This is a genomic window from Flindersiella endophytica, assembly GCF_054779015.1.
The window spans coordinates 186,004-205,606 of the sequence record NZ_BAAGYY010000027.1 but is presented as its reverse complement, the minus strand read 5'-3'; the positions used below and the strand labels follow the sequence as shown (position 1 = coordinate 205,606).

At 69.1% G+C, this 19,603-nt stretch carries 20 protein-coding genes and 1 tRNA gene; 12 read left to right on the top strand and 9 right to left on the bottom strand.

Annotation, left to right across the window (positions count from 1 at the left end; genetic code table 11):
- Positions 1-21 precede the first annotated feature (21 nt).
- From ACYVF6_RS33275 to ACYVF6_RS33260, 4 genes are all read left to right on the top strand, one after another.
- Positions 22-453, top strand: a complete 432-nt coding sequence (locus ACYVF6_RS33275; protein WP_460527006.1) for a MerR family transcriptional regulator — start codon at positions 22-24, stop codon at positions 451-453.
- 88 nt (positions 454-541) lie between these two features.
- A complete protein-coding gene (locus tag ACYVF6_RS33270) occupies positions 542-1,519 on the top strand; it encodes an aldo-keto reductase family protein (protein WP_460527004.1) in 978 nt (325 codons plus the stop codon).
- Between the two features lie 40 nt (positions 1,520-1,559).
- Positions 1,560-2,060 (top strand): MarR family winged helix-turn-helix transcriptional regulator, encoded by a 501-nt coding sequence (locus ACYVF6_RS33265; RefSeq protein WP_460527001.1) that lies wholly within the window; start codon positions 1,560-1,562, stop codon positions 2,058-2,060.
- A gap of 116 nt (positions 2,061-2,176) precedes the next feature.
- Positions 2,177-2,869, top strand: coding sequence for a hypothetical protein (locus ACYVF6_RS33260; protein WP_460526998.1), 693 nt, complete (start codon positions 2,177-2,179; stop codon positions 2,867-2,869).
- 25 nt (positions 2,870-2,894) lie between these two features.
- Here ACYVF6_RS33260 and ACYVF6_RS33255 read toward each other — a convergent pair whose 3' ends face one another.
- On the bottom strand, positions 2,895-3,467 hold the full coding sequence (locus ACYVF6_RS33255) for a TetR/AcrR family transcriptional regulator (RefSeq protein WP_460526995.1): 573 nt from the start codon (positions 3,465-3,467) through the stop codon (positions 2,895-2,897).
- Between the two features lie 97 nt (positions 3,468-3,564).
- Between ACYVF6_RS33255 and ACYVF6_RS33250 the strand changes: the two genes are divergently transcribed.
- Positions 3,565-4,467 (top strand): SDR family oxidoreductase, encoded by a 903-nt coding sequence (locus ACYVF6_RS33250; RefSeq protein WP_460526993.1) that lies wholly within the window; start codon positions 3,565-3,567, stop codon positions 4,465-4,467.
- On the opposite strand, the gene helR is transcribed toward ACYVF6_RS33250, so the two are convergent.
- From helR to ACYVF6_RS33235, 3 genes are all read right to left on the bottom strand, one after another.
- A complete protein-coding gene (gene helR / locus ACYVF6_RS33245; protein WP_460526991.1) occupies positions 4,454-6,634 on the bottom strand; it encodes a HelD family protein in 2,181 nt (726 codons plus the stop codon). The two genes, ACYVF6_RS33250 and helR, sit on opposite strands and share 14 nt — an antisense overlap.
- Before the next feature lie 178 nt (positions 6,635-6,812).
- Positions 6,813-7,850 (bottom strand): hypothetical protein, encoded by a 1,038-nt coding sequence (locus ACYVF6_RS33240; RefSeq protein ID WP_460526989.1) that lies wholly within the window; start codon positions 7,848-7,850, stop codon positions 6,813-6,815.
- A 322-nt stretch (positions 7,851-8,172) separates the two neighbouring features.
- Complete coding sequence (locus tag ACYVF6_RS33235) at positions 8,173-8,874, bottom strand: hypothetical protein (protein WP_460526987.1); 702 nt, start codon at positions 8,872-8,874, stop codon at positions 8,173-8,175.
- A 123-nt stretch (positions 8,875-8,997) separates the two neighbouring features.
- Between ACYVF6_RS33235 and ACYVF6_RS33230 the strand changes: the two genes are divergently transcribed.
- Positions 8,998-9,573, top strand: coding sequence for a TetR/AcrR family transcriptional regulator (locus tag ACYVF6_RS33230; protein ID WP_460526985.1), 576 nt, complete (start codon positions 8,998-9,000; stop codon positions 9,571-9,573).
- A 78-nt stretch (positions 9,574-9,651) separates the two neighbouring features.
- Here the strand turns inward: ACYVF6_RS33230 and ACYVF6_RS33225 are convergent, their stop codons facing one another.
- Together ACYVF6_RS33225 and ACYVF6_RS33220 are read right to left on the bottom strand one after the other, a co-directional pair.
- The gene (locus ACYVF6_RS33225; RefSeq protein WP_460526983.1) at positions 9,652-10,707 is read right to left on the bottom strand and encodes a Rossmann-fold NAD(P)-binding domain-containing protein; all 1,056 of its coding nucleotides are present in this window, start codon (positions 10,705-10,707) and stop codon (positions 9,652-9,654) included.
- Entirely contained in the window at positions 10,704-11,141 is a 438-nt protein-coding gene (locus ACYVF6_RS33220) for a MerR family transcriptional regulator (RefSeq protein WP_460526981.1), read from the bottom strand. The genes ACYVF6_RS33225 and ACYVF6_RS33220 overlap by 4 nt, the downstream gene beginning before the upstream one ends.
- 84 nt (positions 11,142-11,225) lie before the next feature.
- Here ACYVF6_RS33220 and ACYVF6_RS33215 point away from each other — a divergent pair, with 84 nt between their 5' ends.
- Positions 11,226-11,654, top strand: a complete 429-nt coding sequence (locus ACYVF6_RS33215) for a PPOX class F420-dependent oxidoreductase (RefSeq protein WP_460526979.1) — start codon at positions 11,226-11,228, stop codon at positions 11,652-11,654.
- Here ACYVF6_RS33215 and ACYVF6_RS33210 read toward each other — a convergent pair.
- Positions 11,651-12,001, bottom strand: a complete 351-nt coding sequence (locus tag ACYVF6_RS33210; RefSeq protein WP_460526977.1) for a metallopeptidase family protein — start codon at positions 11,999-12,001, stop codon at positions 11,651-11,653. The genes ACYVF6_RS33215 and ACYVF6_RS33210 overlap by 4 nt on opposite strands.
- Before the next feature lie 37 nt (positions 12,002-12,038).
- Here ACYVF6_RS33210 and ACYVF6_RS33205 point away from each other — a divergent pair, with 37 nt between their 5' ends.
- Positions 12,039-13,685 (top strand): metallophosphoesterase family protein, encoded by a 1,647-nt coding sequence (locus ACYVF6_RS33205; protein WP_460526975.1) that lies wholly within the window; start codon positions 12,039-12,041, stop codon positions 13,683-13,685.
- An 85-nt stretch (positions 13,686-13,770) separates the two neighbouring features.
- A tRNA-Glu gene (locus ACYVF6_RS33200) sits at positions 13,771-13,843 on the top strand.
- Positions 13,844-13,980: 137 nt separating this feature from the next.
- Here ACYVF6_RS33200 and ACYVF6_RS33195 read toward each other — a convergent pair.
- The gene (locus ACYVF6_RS33195) at positions 13,981-15,450 is read right to left on the bottom strand and encodes an alpha/beta hydrolase (protein WP_460526973.1); all 1,470 of its coding nucleotides are present in this window, start codon (positions 15,448-15,450) and stop codon (positions 13,981-13,983) included.
- 177 nt (positions 15,451-15,627) lie between these two features.
- On the opposite strand from ACYVF6_RS33195, the gene ACYVF6_RS33190 reads away from it, so the two are divergent.
- From ACYVF6_RS33190 to ACYVF6_RS33180, 3 genes are all read left to right on the top strand, one after another.
- Positions 15,628-16,425, top strand: coding sequence for an AraC family transcriptional regulator (locus tag ACYVF6_RS33190; protein ID WP_460526971.1), 798 nt, complete (start codon positions 15,628-15,630; stop codon positions 16,423-16,425).
- Between the two features lie 155 nt (positions 16,426-16,580).
- A complete protein-coding gene (locus tag ACYVF6_RS33185) occupies positions 16,581-17,519 on the top strand; it encodes a Rossmann-fold NAD(P)-binding domain-containing protein (protein ID WP_460526969.1) in 939 nt (312 codons plus the stop codon).
- A gap of 284 nt (positions 17,520-17,803) precedes the next feature.
- A complete protein-coding gene (locus ACYVF6_RS33180) occupies positions 17,804-18,535 on the top strand; it encodes a sulfite exporter TauE/SafE family protein (protein ID WP_460526967.1) in 732 nt (243 codons plus the stop codon).
- Positions 18,536-18,645: 110 nt separating this feature from the next.
- Here the strand turns inward: ACYVF6_RS33180 and ACYVF6_RS33175 are convergent, their stop codons facing one another.
- Positions 18,646-19,587, bottom strand: coding sequence for a phosphotransferase family protein (locus ACYVF6_RS33175; RefSeq protein WP_460526965.1), 942 nt, complete (start codon positions 19,585-19,587; stop codon positions 18,646-18,648).
- Between the last annotated feature and the right edge of the window lie 16 nt (positions 19,588-19,603).

The window sequence follows — 19,603 nt, the reverse complement described above, 5'->3', positions numbered from 1 at the left end:
CAAAGGTGCATGCTGAAGTGCGTGACGAGCAAACCGGACACCAAGACCTGCGCCGTCGACGAGATCACTCCTGACGTCGAGGGGCCGCTCACCGTCGGCCAGGTCGCGGCGCTGACCGGCCTGTCCACTCACACGCTGCGCTGGTACGAGCGCGTCGGCCTGCTGCACGTAGGGCGTGACGGGTCCGGCTACCGCCAGTACACCGAGGTCGACCTGCGGCGGCTCGTGATGCTGATGCGCCTACGCGCGACCGGCATGCCGGTCAGCGAGATGCAGCGCTATGCCGAGCTGTTGCGGTCCGGCGAGGCGAGCGTGGAGGAACGTCGCGAGCTCCTGGAAGCCCACCGCGACAGGGTTCTCGACCACATCGCCGGCCTCTACCGCGATCTCGACGTGATCAACAGCAAGATCGCCGGCTACCAGCGCGCCCCGGTGACGACGGTTCCAGCCTGAGCTTCCGCCGCCTCGCGGCGAATCCGCTGCCCTGGTAGGGAAACCGCCCCCCGGCAGCCGCTCAACCCACGATACGAGAGGTCCTGTTGTGCTGTACCGAACCATTGGTGGACGACGGAAAGTAAGCGCGCTGTGCCTGGGTGCGATGAACTTCGGCGCCTCCACAGATCCCGAGACCTCCACCGCGATCCTCGACCGGTTCGTCGAGGCCGGCGGCACGTTCATCGACACGTCGAACAACTACGGTCAGTGGCACGGCAGCGCTGGCACCAGTGAGAAGCTGCTGGGCCGCTGGATGCGAGAGCGTGACATCCGTGACCAGGTGGTCGTCGCCACGAAGTGTGGCGCCAAGACGACCGTTCCCGGCGACCCGGGCGACGAGCACTGGGACGGGCTCGCCGCGTCCACCATCCAGGCTTCCGTCGAGGACAGCCTGGCGAACCTGGGCGTCGAGCGGATCGACCTGTACTACGCGCACATCGACAACCGCGCCACACCGCTGGAGGAGACGGTCGCGACGTTCGGGCAGCTGGCCGCCGACGGCGTGGTCGACGTGATCGGCTGCAGCAACACGGCCGCCTGGCGGCTGGAACGCGCCCGCCACCTGGCCGACGACCAGGGCGTCGCGAAGTACGCCGTGATCCAGCAGCACTACACCTACCTGTGGCCGAAGCCCTTGGCGCCGGACAGCATTCGCCGGATGGGCACGACGCACGTCCAGACCGTCAACGTCGAGCACCTCGACTACCTCAACGAGCATCGCGACCTGACGCTGGTGTCGCACACGCCGTTGCTGTCCGGCTCGTACAGTCGTCCGGAGCGCCCGTTCCCCGCCGCCCGCGGCTACTCCCACCCGTCCGCGTACGCGCGGTACGAGACGTTGCGCCAGGTCGCTTCCGAGCTCGGCGTGACCGTGAACCAGCTCGTGCTGGCCTGGATGCTGCATCAGGATCCGGTCGTCATCCCGTTGTTCGGAGCATCGTCGATCGCCCAGCTCGACGAAGCCCTGGAGGCTGTCGACATCACCCTGGGCGCCGAGCTGCTGGAGCGGCTCGACAACGCCTAGTTTCGGGCCGCGCTCGGCCGCCTCTGTCACGATGGGGTGCATGCCGAAACGCGAGGAGCTGTACGCGAGCTTGCTGCAGGAGATGCCGTGGTACATCTCGTCGGCCGTGCGCTTCCAGATCGCGATCGCGAACCAGCTGGAGATGCCGGTCACCGACGTCCACGCGATCGGCGCGCTGCTGGAGTTCGGGCCGATCGGCGTGGTCCGGCTGGCCGAGCTGATGGGCATGACCACGGGCGCGGCGACCCGGCTGGTCGACCGGCTGGAGGGACGCGGGTACGTCGTCCGCGAGCGCGACTCCTCCGACCGGCGGCAGGTCGTCGTGCGGGTCGTACCCGAGCGAGTGGCGGAGATCGGCCGCTACTACGAGCCGATGGGCGAGCGCTGGGGCCGGCAGCTGGCCGGCTGTACGGACGAGCAGCTCAGCTTCCTCCTGACCTTCCTGCGCGACGGGCGCTCGTACGCACAGGCCGAGACCGAGCGGCTGCGCGCGGGTGGGCGCTCGCACGGCAGCCGCCGGCCGCGACCGGCCGACGGTTAGGTCGGGGATCGCCCGGGCCTTTCCCTGATAGTTGCTTGAAGCGGTAGCTGCGCAAAGCAGCGATCTGCTGGACTGTGTGCGCCAATCGCACGCAGAGCCCAGGGAGGCCTGAAAACATGCGCACCTCGCCGCCGATCGCCCGTGTTCCGATCCTGCTGGTCATCGCCTTCGCAGCGGTGATCACGGGCTGGTTCAACCTGTCCGAAGCCCTGCCGACACCGCTCGCCGTCCTCGCCGGTGCTGCCTGGGGAGCGGTGATCGGCTGGCTCGGGCTGTGGATCCAGGCGCGCCGGCCCATGCTGGGTGCCTGGCTCGAGGACGGGTTCGTCTACCTCGGCGCCATCGGGTTCGCGTTCGCCGGCTGCGGCGGCCTGATGGCGATCCTGCTCCTCACCGGAACGCTGGACAGCGCCTCGGTCACCGGCGAGACGCTGGAGCAGACCTTCCTGCCGTCGATCCCGTACTACATAGTGGTCAACAGCATCCTGGAGGTGCTGATCATCCCGGCCGTCATCGTGCTCGGCTGGCGCCCGGGCCCACGCCGCGTCCTGATCCTGGCGACGGCGGCCACCTACTTCGCGATGCGGGTGTGGACGTACCTGGCCTTCGTTCCGGCTCGCCTCGGCTGGGCCGACGCCGAGCACTCGACGCAGGTGTTGACCGCCGCCCAACGCCACCAAGCCGCCGACGACCTCATGCTCGACGACCCGCGCTGGATTCCCCTGCTCGTCATGTTCGCGGTCTTCCTGGTCGCCGCCCACTGGTCGCGAGTCCGCTCGCTGCACGGCGCCGCCAAAGCGCCGGCCTAGGGCGAGAACGTAGATCGGAGAAGCGTCAGCCGAGGGCGGCGGTGGCTGTGCGCAGGCTCTCGAGCTCTTGACGGGCGATCGCGGGAAGCTCGGGCTCGCTCGCCGGGTCGGTCCAGCGGGTGAAGGCTCGTTTGAACGCGAGCACCCCGATCTCGGCCGCGATGCTCGCCGTCGGATCCGGTACGCCACGGGCGTGGAGGGCGTCGGTCATCGCGGCGGCGAGGCCGGCGCTCTTCATCGCGTTCCGCTCCTGGAGTTCGCTGTTGCCTGCGATGACGGCCTGCAGGCGCGGTCCGTACTCCCGTTGCTCCTCGGTAAAGACACCCGTCGCGGCGTCGAGGGCCGCGGCGACCGCCTCGAGCGGGGTGGCGGAGCTCGGCGCGCCGGCGATCGCGTCGGCGAGGAGCTGGCTCAGGATGTCCTGGCCCGCGAACAGCACCTCCCGCTTGTCGGGGAAGTGCCGGAAGAACGTGCTCTTGGTCAGGCCGGCCCGCTCGGCGATCTCGGCCACGGTCGTCTGGTCGTAGCCCTGCTCGCCGAACAGGTCCAGCGCGGCGCCGATCAGTCGCCGGCGGGCGTCGGGGAGCCATCGAGCCATGGCGTACAGCCTATGTGATGGGACTCAGTCTCGTCACATGCGCTACAGTGACGGCACTAAGTCCCATCACCCGCTACCCGCAGACAGGAACAAGAACATGCGCGTTTTCGTCACCGGCGCCTCCGGTCACATCGGCTCCGCCGTGGTCCCCGAGCTCATCCAGGCCGGCCACGAGGTCGTCGGTCTGGCCAGGTCGGAGGCCTCCGCCGCCAAGCTCGAAGCCCTCGGCGCCACCCCACGAAACGGCGACCTCGAAGACCTGGACGGACTCCGCAAGGCCGCGTCCGAAGCCGACGGCGTGATCCACCTGGCCTTCCGGCACGACCTCATGACCACGGGCGACTTCGCCGGCGCGGCCGCCGTCGACCTCGCCGCGATCCGAGCCCTGGCCGACGCCCTGACCGGCACCGGCAAAGTCCTGCTGGGCGTCTCCGGCACGCTGTCCCTCGCCGGCATCGGCCGCACCGCCGTCGAGGAAGACGACGTACGGGAGGAAAGCCTCCGGGGCGCCGCCCGCAACACCGTCCTCCGCCTCGCCGACGCCGGCGTCCGCGCCTCGGTCGTCGTGATACCGCCGGTCGTGCACAGCGACCTGGACAAGACCGGCTTCGTCCCGACCCTGATCCGGATCGCCCGCGACACCAAGGTTTCCGGCTACGTCGGCGACGGCGCCAACCGCTGGCCCGCCGCCCACACGCGCGACCTCGCCCACCTCTACCGGCTGGCCCTGGAGAACGCCCCGGCCGGCTCCCGCCTCCACGCCGTCGGCGACGAGGGCGTACCCACCCGCCGGATCGCCGAGGCCATCGGCCGTCACCTGAACGTGCCGGCGCGGAGCTTCCCGGCCGAGCAGGCGGAGCGCTTCCGTTTCCTCGCGCCGTTCATGACGCTCGACAACCCGACATCGAGCGCCCGCACCCAGCACCTGTTCGGCTGGAAACCAGCCCACCCCGGCCTGCTCGAAGACCTCGACGCCGGCCATTACTTCACGGGCTCGTGAGGATGACCAGCTGCTGCGTCGCCCGCGTCATCGCCACATAACGGTCGACCGCACCCTCGATGCCGTCGCCGTACGTGTCGGGGTCGATGAGTACGACCAGGTCGAACTCCAGTCCCTTCGACAGCACCGGAGTCAACGACCGTACCTGCGACGTCTCCTCATGGTCGGCACCGTAAGCACCGGAAGCGCTGACCACACAGGCGATCCCGTCCGCGTGCGAAGCGAGCCAGCTGTCGAGGATCGCGTCGAGCTCGGCGACCGACCCGTGGACGACGGGCACGCCACTGCCGCGGATCGACGTCGGCACGTTGGCGTCCGGAAGCGCGGCCAGGATGACCGGCTCGGCCTCCGCCATGACCTCCTCCGGCGTCCGGTAGTTGATGCTCAGCGACGCCAGCTCGATCCGATCGAGTCCGATCCGCTGGAGCCGCTCCTCCCACGACTCCGTGAAGCCATGGCGAGCCTGGGCCCGGTCACCGACGATCGTGAAGCTGCGGGACGGGCAGCGCAGCAGCAGCATCTGCCACTCCGCGTCGGTCAGCTCCTGCGCCTCGTCGACGACGATGTGGGCGAACGGCCCGGCCAGCAGGTCCGGGTCGGAGACCGGCACGGCATCGGAGTCGACGAGGGCCTTGCGGATGCCGTACTGACGCAGTTGGGCGAACATGCCGTCGCCGTCGGACTGGATCAGCTCGTCGACCACCTGGTCCATGCGTTCCCGTTCGGCGGCGATGGTGGCCTCCTCGCGACGACGACGCCGCGCCGCCTCCGGGTCGCCGATCCGCTGCCGGGCCGCGTCCAGCAGCGGCAGGTCAGCCATCGTCCAGGCCGCGGGGTCCGCCCGCTGCAGCGTCTGTACGTCCGGGGGCTCGAGCCAGGGCGCGCACTTGCGCAGGTACGCGGGCACCGACCACAGGTCGCCCACGATGTCGGCCGGCTCGAGCAGTGGCCAGGCCCGGCTGAACGTGGTGCGCAGTTCCTCGTTCTGCTGCAGCGACCTGCGGATGACCTCGGGTTCGAGCTCCTCCTCGTCGTACTCCGACTCGTGCTTGTCGACCAGGATGTTGAGCAGTTCCTCCCAGATCTCGTCGCGCGCCTCGTTGTGCGGCGTGCCGGCATCCCTTGCCCGGAAGGCTTCCGCCCACTCGGCGGGGCTGAGCCAGACGTCCGTCCAGTGGGTGTCGACAGTGATCCCCTTGGCCGGCGGCTCCTCGTAGAGCGCGACGGCCGGCTCGATCGCCCGTACCAGCTCGGCCGATGACTTCAGCCGGGCCACCTCCGGGTCGGTCTCGGGCGGCAGCGCCGCGCCCTCGGGTACGAAGTCGCGCAGCGTGCAGATCTGCACGCCCTCCTCGCCCAGGCTGGGCAGCACATCGGAGACGTACGCCAGGTAGGGCTGGTGCGGCCCGACGAACAGCACGCCGCCCCGGCGGTGCTCGAGCCGGGGATCGGAGTAGAGGAGGTACGCCGTGCGGTGCAGCGCGACCACGGTCTTGCCCGTACCCGGGCCGCCGTCCACGACCAGCGCTCCGCGGGAGCCCGCGCGGATGATGGCGTCCTGGTCGGCCTGGATGGTGCCGAGCACGTCCCGCATCCGCGGCGATCGGCTGCTGCCGAGGCTGGCGATGAACGCGGACTGGTCGTCGAGCGACGCGTGATGGCCCTCGAACCCGTCCGGGTTGAACACCTCGTCCCAGTAGTCGCTGATCCGGCCGTTCGTCCAGCGGTACCGCCGCCGGCTGGCCAGCCCCATCGGGTTGGCATGCGTCGCGCCGAAGAACGGTTCGGCCGCGGGTGAACGCCAGTCGATCAGCAGCCGGCGGCCGTCGCCGTCGGTGAGCCCGAGGCGTCCGACGTACACCGGCTCGCCGTCCGGGTCGTCGGCGCTGACCATGTGCCCGAGGCAGAGGTCCAGGCCGAAGCGGCGCAGGGCACGCAGCCGAGCGGTCAGGCGGTGGACCTCCAGGTCGCGGTCCAGGGCTGCCTGGCCGGTGCCGCCGGGCGCCTTGCGGGTGTCGTCGAGCCGGTCGGACAGCTCGGCGATCGAGTGCTCGAGGCTCTCCGCGATCGCCGCGAAGTGCCTCTCGTCGGCGGCGATCAGCTTGGGGTCGGCCTTGGCCGCGAGATTGCCGGGAAGGTCGAATGCGCTGGTGTTCAAGGGGTTCACGTCATCAGCTCCGGGAAGAGGAGTACGGCCTCGGCCGGAAATTCTGCAACATGGCGTTGGGCGTGATGACCACCCCGGTTGTGCCTCGCACGGGCCGGTGCGTTATATAGATTGATAGTGGAGGAGAAGCGTTCTCCCGTCTTCGGCAGTCTGCCGGCCCAGGGAATCTCGCGAGTTGTCAGCTCGGCTGATAGCGGTAGGTCCAGCACCCTGTCCAGACCACCGGGATGCCGGTGAACGGATCGGTGTTGCCCGCCGCGGTGTCGCGGTCGGTGACGACCAGCGGCCTGGCGGTGCGGCCGAGCGGAACCATCTGGCCGTTCGAGCGGACGAGCGCGCCGACGATGCCGACGGTGCCCCAGCGGTTGAGCGCGAGCGCGCCACCGTAGCTTGCCGACACGACCTGCACGCTACGACTGGCCAGGTTCCACCGTAGGCCGACCGGGGTGGATCCCCGCTGCGCGCCGCCGACGACCAGGCCGTTGCTGATCAGCTTGGCGTGGACCTCGGTGAGGCCCGCCGGCGCGGTCAGCTGATACGGCGAGCCGCTCGCCGGCCAGACGTACGGCGTTCCGCCGGGAACGCTGCCGAGCTGGCCGAGCACAGTGCCGTCCTCGTCGATGTCGAAGGCGAACGTCCAGCCGTACTTGCCTGGCACGGTCAGTTCCCGGACCGTGCCCGGACGATCGGCCGGCCACACGACCGCGTGCCACCCGGTGTCGTCCGACTGCGACGTGCCGGCGACGTCTCCGCGCGAGTTGACGGCGACGGGTTCGGTCGAGTCGGACGCGCTGAGTCCGGGAAGCAGCGTGAACCGGCCGTCGCGGTAGGACCAGGCGTCAGTGTGGAAGCTGTTGTTGTCGGTCATCCGGAAGCCGACGACCGTTCCGCTCTGGTTGACGCCCGTTGGACGGACGTCGACGTACGGTCGCACCGGTTCGGTGTCGAGCAGGCGTGGCACGCCGCGGTCCCAGATCAGGCTGTGGAGGATGGGTTCGGCGTTGGGTACGGGGTCGGATGCCCGTCCGACGAGATACCGGCCGCTGGGCTCGCCCGCGGTCACCTCGGTGTGCGCGTTGCCGAGCGTCGGCAACGGGGTGGCGCGGCAGGTGTTCACGGCCGCCGAGACCGGCGCCGCCGGCGCCGACAACGCCGCCGTCGCCGCCACGCACAGCGGAACGATCAATGCGGGCAAAGCCCTGCGCAGTGGATGCATGGCGCACATCCCTTTCAGAGTGGGCCGGATGACCCCGGCCTTTCGGTATGTACGCCAGACGCCCATGCTGACCTGGAGGTTGCTGGATTCGCCCGAGTCACCGTGAAAACAGGTCCAAAGTCCCGTTCGCCGGACGGCTCGGGCGAATCCCGATGTGCTCTAGACGATCTGTTCCAAGGGGGTCGCCTGACGCGCGACGCCTGGCATCCACGCTGGCTGCGTTGTCGTCGATCGCCGGAGGCCCCTCCTGGCTCCTCCTCCGCCTTGCCAGCGCGGCGCCATGCGCCGCGCGCTTGACCGGCGACCCCCTGGAATAGATCGTCTAGTGGTTGAGGGCGTACTGGCCCGCATCCGCGCCTGGCGCCTGGCGAACCGCCGCCCGGCGGCCGCGGGCGCTGCGGAGGAAGCTCAGGCTGACAGCCAACGTCCACAGGCTCCACAGGGCGCCCATGCTGGCGGTCGTGCCCCAGCCCTGCGCGCTGTAGAAGTCGGCCGCGTTGTCGCCGAAGTACACCGCGGGTACGAACGCGAGGTTGATCGCGGCCAGGATGTACGCCGAGTGCCCCACCCACTTGGGCAGCAGCTTCAGGCGGAACACCGCGACGCTGAACGTGATCAGGAACAAGCCCATCAGCAGCCGCGAAATGCCGCCTTGCATGAGGTACTGCGCCGCCGCGAACGGCCCTTCGGTCGTCGTGTCGATGTCACGCGAGACCGAGATCGCGGCTCCGACCTCCATCGACTGCGGTACGAACACCATCGCCACCCAGAGCAGGCCGGCCATCTGGACGATGCTCGCGATCCAGTCCGAGCCAGGGTCGATCGTACGGATCAGCTGGCGCAGGCCGATGAAGTAGACGACGTAGAGCGTGCAGCCGATGATGCCGATCAGGCTCCTGGTGAGGATGTTCCAGTCCGGCGGTGCGGCGTCGTAGATGAAGTAGAGCGGTACCTGAACGATGATGCAGGCGCTGGCCAGCAGCCCGAACAGGCCAAGTCGTTTCCGTGTGGTCGCCTCGCTCACAGCAAGACCCTCCCTGCGATTCGGTATAGACGAGACGTCTCGTCTCGTCACAACGAGACGGTAGGACAACTGTCCAAGGGTTGTCAAGACGAGACGTATCGTCTTGTTGGTAAACTTCTGGTCGTGCCGGAGCCGAACCCAGAACGACGCAGCGAACGTGCCCGCCACGCGATCCTGTCCGCGGCCATGGATCTGTGCCTGCACCAGGGCTTTGCGAAGGTGACGATGGAGGGGATCGCGAAGCACGCGGGGGTCGGCAAGCAGACGATCTACCGCTGGTGGCCGTCGAAGGGCGCAGTCGTCCAGGAGGCGCTGAACGAGCAGGTCGGCTCCGAGACCGACTTCCCCGACACCGGCGACATCCGGCGAGATCTGCGGACCCAGATGAATGGCGTGGCGAGGCTGTTCGCCAGCGACGCGTCCGTGCCGTACGTCGGGCTGATCGCGGCCGCGCAGAGCGATCCGGAGCTGGCGAGGTCGCTGCTCGCCACCGTGGTCGAGCCGCGCGTACGAGCCTGCCGGCAGCGGCTTTCGAAGGCTCAGGAACAGGGCGAGATCAGGCAGGGCGTCGATCTCGAGGTCGCGGTCGAGATCTTGTACGGGCCGCTGTACTACCGGCTGCTGCTACACACCCGCCCGCCCAGCCCCGCCCAGGTGAAGGCGATTCTCGAGCTCGCGTTGCACGGCCTCGGCCTGTAGGCAGGCCGGCGCGCGCTCGGCGCGACCACGACGAACACTGCGACGACGGCCGCGGTGCGCCGCCGAAGGCTAGACGATCTATTCCAAGGGGTCGCCTGACGCGCGACGCCTGGCATCCACGCTGGCTGCGTTGTCGTCGATCGCCGGAGGCCCCTCCTGGTTTGCGAGAGGAACGAGTCCGAGCTCGCGCAAGCTCTCCACCGTTTCCACGATCGTCGTCTCGGCGTCGCGCGGCCGCCAGCCGAGCTCGTCGCGGGCCCGGTCGTTGTGGATGATCGGCCGCGGCGGGTCCTCGCCGGGTGCCTCCTGCGTGGGTACGTTCGCGGCGAGTGGGCCGAACAGCCGGCGCAGGGTCTCGGCGAGTTCCAGGAAGCTCATCGGCGGAGTGTCGGACACCGCCAGGAACCGTTTGCCGGCGGCTTCGGGTGTGGCCATGGCACGCAGGTGCAGGTCGGCGACGTCACGTACGTCGACGATGCCGAACCGCTGCCGGGGGAGGACTTGCATCGCACCCTCGAGCATCGCCTTGACCAGCAGCGTCGAAGAGCGCAGCTCGGTGGTGAGCGCCGGCCCGGCGATGAACGTCGGGTTCACGACGACCAGCTCTGTGCCGCCACCGTCCCGCCGCATCAGCTCCCACGCCGCCCGCTCGGCAATCGCCTTCGAGCGTGGGTAGGGCGCCAGGCCGGGAGTGTCGGGGTCGGTCCAGTCGTCCTCGGTGAACTCCGCGCCAGGCTTCGGCGTATAGCCGACGGCGGCGAACGATGACGTGAGAACGACCCGCCGGGCGCCTGCGGCCCGCGCGGCGCGCAGGACCCGCAACGTACCCTCGCGGGCGGGCACGATCAGGTCGTCCGGATCCTCCGGCTGCGTGAACGGAATCGGCGAGGCGACGTGGTGAACCTCCTCGCACCCGTCCACTGCCTCGGGCCACCCGTCGTCGGCCAGCAGGTCGGCGGCCACGACCTCCAAGCCGGCCGGATCGGCGCCGCCACGGCGTACGGCCGCACGGATGTCGGCCTCGCGAGCAGTCGAACGCGCGGTGGACCGCACCTGCCGGCCGCTTCGGAGCAACGCGGCGATCAGGTGCGTGGCGAGGTAACCGGACCCACCGGTGACCAGAACGGGGCTCATCGCAGACCCGCCAAACCGGCCACCGCGCCGGCGATCTGCTCGATCGCCTTCGCCTCGGCGCTTTCGTCCCCGCGGTCGCGGGCGTCCCACATCGCCGCCTTGACCCGCAGGTAGTCCAGCCGCGCCCGCTGCGCGACGATCTCCGCCTCGATCCGTTCGGCGTGCCGCAGCAACAGATCCCGCTGCTCACCGGCCGCCGCCAGCCCTCGGCGGCGGTTGGCGAGGTAAGTCCGCATGTCGGCGATGCCGACGCCGACGGCCCGCAGGCAGGCCAGTGCCTCCAGCGTCTCGAGATCCTCGTCCCCGTACCGCCGGTGCCCGCTGCTCTCGTCGCGCTCGACCGGCCCGACCAGGCCGGCCTCCTCGTAGTACCGCAGCGTCGGCTCGCTCAGCCCGCTTCGCTGCGACACCTCCTGAATGGTGAAAACCGTCATGCGGGCAGCAAACCAAACCTCAAGCGCTTGAAGTCAACCTCGCGTACGGACTGGGTTTCGATCTGCGTGAGTACGCTCGACGACGTGACGACACTTCCGCCCCACCTACGCGACCTGATCGAGTCCGGCCCGCTGACCCACCTCAGCACGATCAACGCCGACGGGAGTCCGCAGGTCACCGTCATCTGGATCGGCCTGGACGGCGACGACATCGTGAGCGGTCACATGCACCGGCACCTGAAGCTTCGCAACATCGAACGCGACCCGCGAGTCGTCCTGTCGTTCGACGCGCCGCGCGACCCGAGCGTCGTCCTGAACGAGTACGCCACGTTGCGCGCCCGCGCCACCGTCGAGCCGAGCGACGGCGCCTGGGACCTCCTCAACCGCCTCACCAAGGTCTACATGTCGCCCGACGACGAGTTCCCCGCGCCGAAGGGCCCGGGCTTCATCGTGCGTTACGCCGTCGAACGGATCGGCGGCGTCGGCCCCTGGGTGGCGACCGCCACGCACTAGCCATAGCCGAGCTCGTGCAGCCGCTCGTCGTCGATGCCGAAGTGGTGGGCGATCTCGTGGACGACGGTGACGTGCACCTCGTCGACCACGTCGTCCATGGTTTCGCAGATCCGCAGGATCGGGTTCATAAAGATCGAGATGCGGTCGGGCAACACGCCCGCGTACCACTGGCCACGTTCGGTCAGCGGGATGCCCGTGTAGAGGCCGAGGAGGTGCGGCTCACCCGGCGGCGGCTCGTCCTCGACGAACAGTGCGACGTTGTCCATCAGCGCGGCGAGCTCCGGCGGTATCTCGTCCAGCGCCTCGGCGACCAGCGCCTCGAACTGCTCGCGGGAAATCTCCAACACGTGATCATTGTCGCGTTCATCGGGTAGAACGGTGGGGATGCGGACGACGGCGGACCTGCTACGCCGAGCCTGGGAGCTGCTTCGCGCCGGTTGGCGGCGGCTGCCAGGGCTGTCGCGACGCCTGCGTAAGCCCGCGAAGATCGTCGTGTTGGTGCTGATCGCGTTCGGTGGCGCGTGGCTCGGCATCAGCGTCGCCGCGTCCACGAAACACCAGCTCGGCCCGGTCGAGACGACGATGCGGCTGGTGCCGTCGCTGCGCGGCGACTCGGTCGTGGCGCTGCCGCCGCTCGGCACGCTCGCCGTCGACAGCCACGACGGCCCGCTGCGGCTGGACCTCTCGGTCGACGGCATCAACCAGGACGACGCGCGGCGGATCTTCTCGCATCCCGAGACGTTGAACGGCCTGGAAGCCGAGATCACGAGCGACCTGCGCAGTGCGGTCTACGAGCTCGCGATCAAGAGCCTGATCGCCGGCACGCTGGGCGCCGGGCTGGCCGTTCTCCTGGTGATCCGCCGCTGGCGCCCGACCCTGATCACCACCGGCGCGGCGGCGGCCGTCATCCTGGCGTCGTTCGGCACGGCCGGCGCGACCTGGAACCCGCGGTCCGTGACCGAGCCGAAGTTCAACGGGCTGCTGACCAGCGCGCCGTCGCTGATCGGATCCGCGCGGGACATCGCCGAGAACATGGACGCGTACTCCGACTCCCTGGTCAAGCTCGTCACGAACGTCACCAAGCTCTACGACGTGACCTCGACGCTGCCGGCGTACGAGCCAGGGTCCGACGTGATCCGCGTACTCCACGTGTCCGACATGCACCTCGGCGAGCAGGCCTGGGACGTGGTGGCGTCGGTCGTCGACCAGTACTCCATCGACCTGATCGTCGACTCCGGCGACATCACCGACCACGGGACGGCGGCGGAGAACCAGTTCCTGCAGCGCATCCCGTACCTCGGCGTGCCGTACGTCTGGGTCCGCGGCAACCACGACTCGACGATCACGCAGAAGGCCATGTCGTCGCTGGCCAACGTGGTGGTGCTGGACGGCAAGGTGCGTACGGTCAAGGGCATCCGCTTCCTCGGCGCCGGCGACCCCCGCTTCACCCCGGACCGCGAACACCGCGACGAACCCCGCGAGATCGCCGCAGTGGGCGCGCAGGCAGAGGCCGTGGCCAGGGTGGCAGATCAGCAGACGTCCCCGGTCGACGTCTTCGTCGTCCACGACGGCTCCGCGTCCGCCGCCGCGTTGGACGGCCACGCGCCACTCATCCTGGCTGGTCACCGGCACGTACGCATCCGCCAGTGGCTGCCGGGCGGCACCTTCCTGATGCACGAAGGCTCAACGGGCGGCTCGGGCCTGCGGGCTACGGAGAGTACCGAGAAGGCCGCGCAGATCCAGATGTCTGTGCTCTATTTCGGGCGCGACACCAAGAAACTCGAGGCCTGGGACGAGATCACGCTGGGCGGCCTCGGCCTGCGATCGGCCAAAATCGAGCGCCGCCAACTCAACCCAGCCGACGAGGAGATCACCACCCCTTCCCCGGTGCCGACCCAGACTGGCCCACCGCTGAAGTCACCCCTCCCAACGCCGACCATCTCCCTCTCCCCAACAGACGGCGCCACACCACCACCCACGTCCTCGGACGTTCGCAGCCCGCCAACCCGCACCTCCCCACCCGGCGACTGACGGGTCACGCCGAGGCGCCCGGCGCACGTCGAGGGGGTATCCGGTTTGTCTCGCGGCCACTCCGCCCCTAAACTTGCCCCGGCTTGCCCTCATCGTCTAGAGGCCTAGGACGCCGCCCTTTCAAGGCGGTAGCACGGGTTCGAATCCCGTTGGGGGCACCCAACAGAACCGTGCGTCCCGTTCTCATTAGCGGCACAGAGCGATGGCTCTGGTCACGCTGGCTGCGGATTCATCGAGATCGAACACGTCTCGGTGGCGATGAACGGCAATCTCGCCGGCAGGTTCGCGAAGGCGGTCACCGCAGCCCGGTGTCGTCGCTGGTGGTGGGGCAGAGGCGGTCGGTCGCTGGTCGTTCGCCGCCGGCGAGGTAGGTGGTGATGATCTGGTTGGCGCAGGTGTTGTGGTTGAACAGGTAGACCTGGTGTCCGCCTGCGTCGACGGTGACCATGCGGGCGCTGCGGCCCTGTGCGTGCCGGAACTCCAGGGCGCCTGCGTAGGGGGTGCCGGGGTCGCGCAGGTTGTTGACGAGCAGGAGGTTGGCGGGGCCGTCGGCGTCGATGCGGATGTGTTCTTCGGTGGGTGCGGGCCAGTACGCGCACGGCCACACGTTGGCTCCCGCGGCGCCGAACATGGGGTAGCGGACGCGGTCATGGGCGACGTTGCGCTGGTAGGTCGCGATGCTGTGGGACCAACCGGGTTTGTTGCAGACCAGGTGCAGCATCCCGGAGAAGTCGCCGCCCGGGCCTGCGGGTATCGGGGGCAGTTGCCCGCCCTGGTCGATGGCCTGCCAGGTCTGCGCGAGCGGCTCGAACGTCGCGTCGTTGAACAGCAGCCCGAACGTCAGCGCCCGGAAGGCAGCGCCGTCGACGCCCGAGTAGGGGGTGGCGTCCAGCCGTTCGACCAGTTCGAAGTACTTCGCACGTACGGCCGACGGCGTGGCGCCGAGCCCGTAGGTCGCGTTCTTGCCGGCGGCCCACGTAGCGAAGTCGGGGAAGCGGTCTTCGACCCCGCGGGCGAACTGCCGCGAGGTGGTGGAGTTCAGCCCGTACTGGCTGAGGCTGTCCAGCACGAACCGGTCGGTGTGTGCGGGGAACAGCTCGTGGTAGAACGCGCCGAGCTGGGTGCCGTTGGAGTAGCCGAGGTAGGAGATCCGCGTTTCGCCCAGCGCTGTGCGGATCTCGTCCATGTCACGTGCGACGTTGGACATCGTGATGTACGGAAGCAGCCGCGCGGTCGAGGAGTGCGTGCACTGTCCGGCGACCTGCCTGGAGTACGCGGCCCGGCGTTCGACGTCGGCGGCGTCGCGTGCGTAGCTCGGCGGGATCAGCGTGGCGGCCTGGTCGGGGCTCAGGTCGCAGCGCACCGGCGTGCTGCGGCCGATGCCGCGGGGGTCGAACATGACGATGTCGTAGCGCTCGCGTACGACCGTGGGGAGTCCCAGGTTGACCAGCGTCACTGGCAGGTCCAGCATCGAGGCGCCCTGGCCGCCGGGGTTGACCAGCAGGACACCGCGCCGCTTGGCCGGGTCGGTGCTTCGCAGTCGTGACACCGCGAGCTCGATCGTCTGGCCGTTTCGATGCTTGTAGTCCAGCGGCACGTCCAAAGTCGTGCACTCCAGCCCGTATGCCGGTTCGGAGACACCCGGACAGGGCGCCCACGACAAGGACTCCGCACGCACCGGCTGTGCTGCCGCGAGTGCTGGTGTCATGGTCGCCGCGACCAGCAGCGCCGACGACACGATTGGCTTGGCGAGAGCTGTGAACATCCGTTGCTCCGTCCCGGGCCCACGGATTGCGGGCCCACACACCGGCTAGAGACATCCACGGCGACCAGAACTCATCGGTCGGGCCAGGATCTGGCCGCGAAGCCGCCTATCGGTGCGTTGTGCTCACGTCCCGAACTTGTCCGCTCGAGTGCCCTACCACCGTTAAACTGACGCTCGATGCGGGAAACCGGCCAACCTACCCCGACGCCCTTGGCAATGGCCTCGGCGACGCTGCTGGGTGGCGCCTGGCTTCCGCACGGCTACCACCTCGACAACCACTCCCACCCCGATGGCCAGCTGGTGTACGCGGCCGCCGGCGTCCTGGCCACGACAACGGAGCGTGGAACCTGGATGGCGCCCGCGAACCGGGTGACGTGGACTCCGCCGGGATTCGAGCACTCCCACCGCTTCTACGGGGACACCGATGCCCGCGTTCTCACCATCCCCGCCGACGAGTGCCATGACGTGGTGGCGTGGCCGAGCGTGTTCGCCGTCAGTCCGCTGGCACGCGAGGCGATTCTCGCGCTGACCAGCCACAGAGGCAGAACACCCGAAGCGGAGAACCGGTTGCGCGCAGTGGTGATCGACGAACTCGTCGAGACCCCCGAACAGTCGTTGCACCTGCCCGAGCCGCACGACGGTCGCCTGCGGATCGTCACCGACCTGCTGCGCGCCGACCCTGGGCAGAACACCACGCTGACCGAACTGGGCCGCGCCGCCGGGGCCAGCGAACGCACCCTGAGCCGGCTGTTCAATGCCGAACTCGGCATGAGCTTCCATCGATGGCGCACCATCCTCCGGGTCCATCACGCGGTCCTGCACCTGACCGACGGCCGATCGGTGACCGACACCGCGATCGCCTGCGGGTGGTCCAACCCGTCCACCTTCATCGAGGCCTTCACCGCCGTCGTCGGGCAGACCCCTGGGCGGTACCAGGTCGAATCGCACCTACGAGACCGCTTGTACACCTCCTGACGGGTCAGCCCGCCGAAAGTTGGCGGGTTTCCTTCATCCGGCGTCTTCTTATCGGTGGGTTGCGCTTGGCTCGACGGCCCACAGTGGGGATCGACAGCGGTCCGACTGCTCCTGGCGCCGATCGTGAGACTCCCTCCGAGAAGGTGGAAACGCAGATGACACAGGAATCCGAAACGACCGCCGTAGTGATCGTGGGCGGCGGAGTGGCCGGGCTCGCGTTGGGCACTTTCCTGCTCCGCAGCGGGATCCAGTGCACAATCCTGGAAAAGCGCAGCCGCCAGTACGTCGAAAACCGGCAGCGTGCCGGATCACTGGACGCCAGCGGCGTGCGCATGCTGCGCCAGTGGGGAATTGAAGAGGTCGTGGAAGATGCCGTCGAATCCCCCCACGACGATCCCACCGAATCGGAAATGCCGCTGCTGATCGACGGGGAGAAGCGGCTGTGGAAGCTGGGCGACAGCGGTGACGACGTTCTCCAGTGCGACACCGACGAGTTCGGCTACGCCTGGCTGACCATCCTCGCGGAAGTTCCCGCCGATCCCCTGGCGACGATGGCCGTGCACACCCGTGGCTTCGCGGCGCAGATCACCCGCGGCCCCAAGGCGAGCCGACTTTACCTGCAGTGCCCGGTGACCGATTCCATCGAGCAGTGGCCGGACGAGCGCATCCGGACCGAGCTGGAAACGCGGTTCGGTTACACGATCGAGGTCAAGGGGCCGATCGTGAGCAAGCAGGTCGTGCCGCTGCGCGGGGTGGTGTTCAGCCCGATGAGCTACGGCCGGCTCTACCTCGTCGGCGATGCCGCCCACCTCATCTCCCCGATGAGCGCCGAGGGGATGAGCCTGGCCCTGCATGACGCCGAGGTGCTGGCCCGCGCGGTCATCACGTACATCGACAAGGACGACGCGAGCCTCCTCGAGAAGTACTCCGACACCTGCCTGGACCACACCTGGCAGCGGCAGGCAGCGGCGGTCTGGATGACCCAGACGATGCACGACGCCGGAGACTCGTCCTATGCAGGCGAATTCCGCAAGCAGATCGCCAGGGCGAACCTGGAAACCCTCGTCCAGCCGAGCACTACCGAAGGGAGCTGACCGAAACATCGAGACGACGTCATGATCGAGATCGCAACGCTCGACCAGGAACCGACCCGGCCTCGGCAGGCATTCGGCCACTTCTCGACAGCCGACATACCGTCGACGGCTCTGGTCACGCTGGCTGCGGATCCATCGGTGGTGATCGCTTCGAGTGTCGCCTCGTGTCGTTCTCCACGTGCGCGGCTGCGTTGTTGAGCTGATTGGCCCGGTCGGCGAAGCGCTTCTGGAGCCGCGTCGGCGAGTCGAACCTCCGGCATCAGCCGGTGGGGCAGGCTGGGGCCGTGGGCGTGGATCTGGTGCTGGTGATGCTGGCCGCCTCTGCCGCGGCGTTCGCGTTGGCGGTGGTCTCGGCGGTGGCGGGGTTCGGCGGCGGAGTGCTGTTGCTGCCGGTGTTCACCGCGCTGTTCGGGTTGCGGTTCGCCGTCCCCATGCTCACCCTGACCCAGCTGGCCAGTAACGCCGGCCGGGTCTGGTTCAACCGCCGCGACCTGCACTGGCCCATCCTGGGCTGGTTCGCCCTCGGTGCGGTGCCCACCGCGACGGCCGGGGCGCTCCTGCTCGCCCACGCGCCGCTCGAGCCGCTGCAACACGTGCTCGGCGTGTTCCTGATCGCCGTCGTGGTCTGGCGTCGTCTGCGCCCGCACCCGGCCAAACCCGCCGATCCGGTCTTTGCCGCCGTCGGCGCCGGGTCCGGTCTCGGGTCCGCCCTGCTCGGCTCGGTCGGGCCCCTGACCGCACCGTTCTTCCTTGCGTACGGCCTGACCCGCGCCGCCTACATCGGTACTGAAGCCGCCGCCGCCCTGAGCATGCACGTCACCAAACTCGCCGCCTACGGCGCGGGCGACCTCCTCACCACGCGCGTCCTGCTCTACGGCGCCGCGCTCACCCCCACCACCCTGCTCGGCGCGTGGGCCGGCAAGAAGCTCCTCACCCGAATCAGCGACCGCCTCTTCGTCGCCCTCGTCGAGCTCGGCCTGCTCGCGGCCGGGGCGCTCTTCCTCGTCGGCTTCTAGCCCAACCGGCAGGGTCCGAACGTGTCTTCCTCGATTGGATCGCTTCGCATGGGAGGGAGCCACAGGCGGAAGCGAGCCGACCAAGGGCCGCAGCGGGGTCGTTGGGGCGTCTATGGTTTCGGCGAGCCGGTGCCGGTACGACGGAGGCGTTCGCGGGCCTCGTTCTCTGACAGTGAGGTGATGGGCTGTCCGACCGCGTGCTGATACTTGGCGTCGCAGGCTCTGGTCCAGACGCCGGCGGCCCACGTCTGTTGACGTTCGTCGGGGCTGAACTCCCGGCCACGCGCATGGCAGTACGCGTCGAGGAACCGCGCGCTGTCCTCCACGGTCGCCAGCTGGTCGGCGTTGTCGGTCGAATACAGCGCGGCGGCAAAGCCGACCAGGACGGCGTCGCTGTCAGCGATCACGCTGTCCCAGTCGTGCACCGCCAGCAGCGTGTCTCCGTTCCAGCGCAGGTTGCCGGCAAGCCAGTCGCAGTGTCCGATCACAGCTTCGGACTGGCCGGCTCGCAGCCGGTCACGGGCACGGCGCCCGGCATCGTCGATCCACTCGGCGCCGGCCACCTCGTTGAGATTGACATCGGAATCCTCCGGGCACGGCCACAGTCCGTCCCCGCCGTGGTTCCAGGCCGCCCACGAGGGTGCCGGGTCGAGCGTGGACACCTCGGCCGGCCGGGGCGCCAGCCGGATCAGCCGCGCGAACGCCTCGGCGAAGGCCAAGGCGGCGTGGTCGGCGCTCGGGAGGATCGCGCCGCCGGGGACATAGGCTTCGGCGGTTGCCACGTCGCTGCCGAAAGGGGCAGCGCCGGTGAGCGGCCGGGGGCACGGATAGCCGGCCTGGAACATGCGGCGCTGGACTTCGACGCATGCCGCTATCCGCGGCGAGTCCGGACGAACCTTGACCACGACCTCACGGTCGTCAGCCAGCCGGAGGCCTATAACAGTAGACAGGTGACCGGATCTGAACAGCTCCTCCGCCGGCGGGCTGCCCAGATGCTCCACGCACCAGCGGGCAAGGCGGCCAGGATCGACGGCACGCGCGCGAGGTGACATCTGAACATCCTCACAT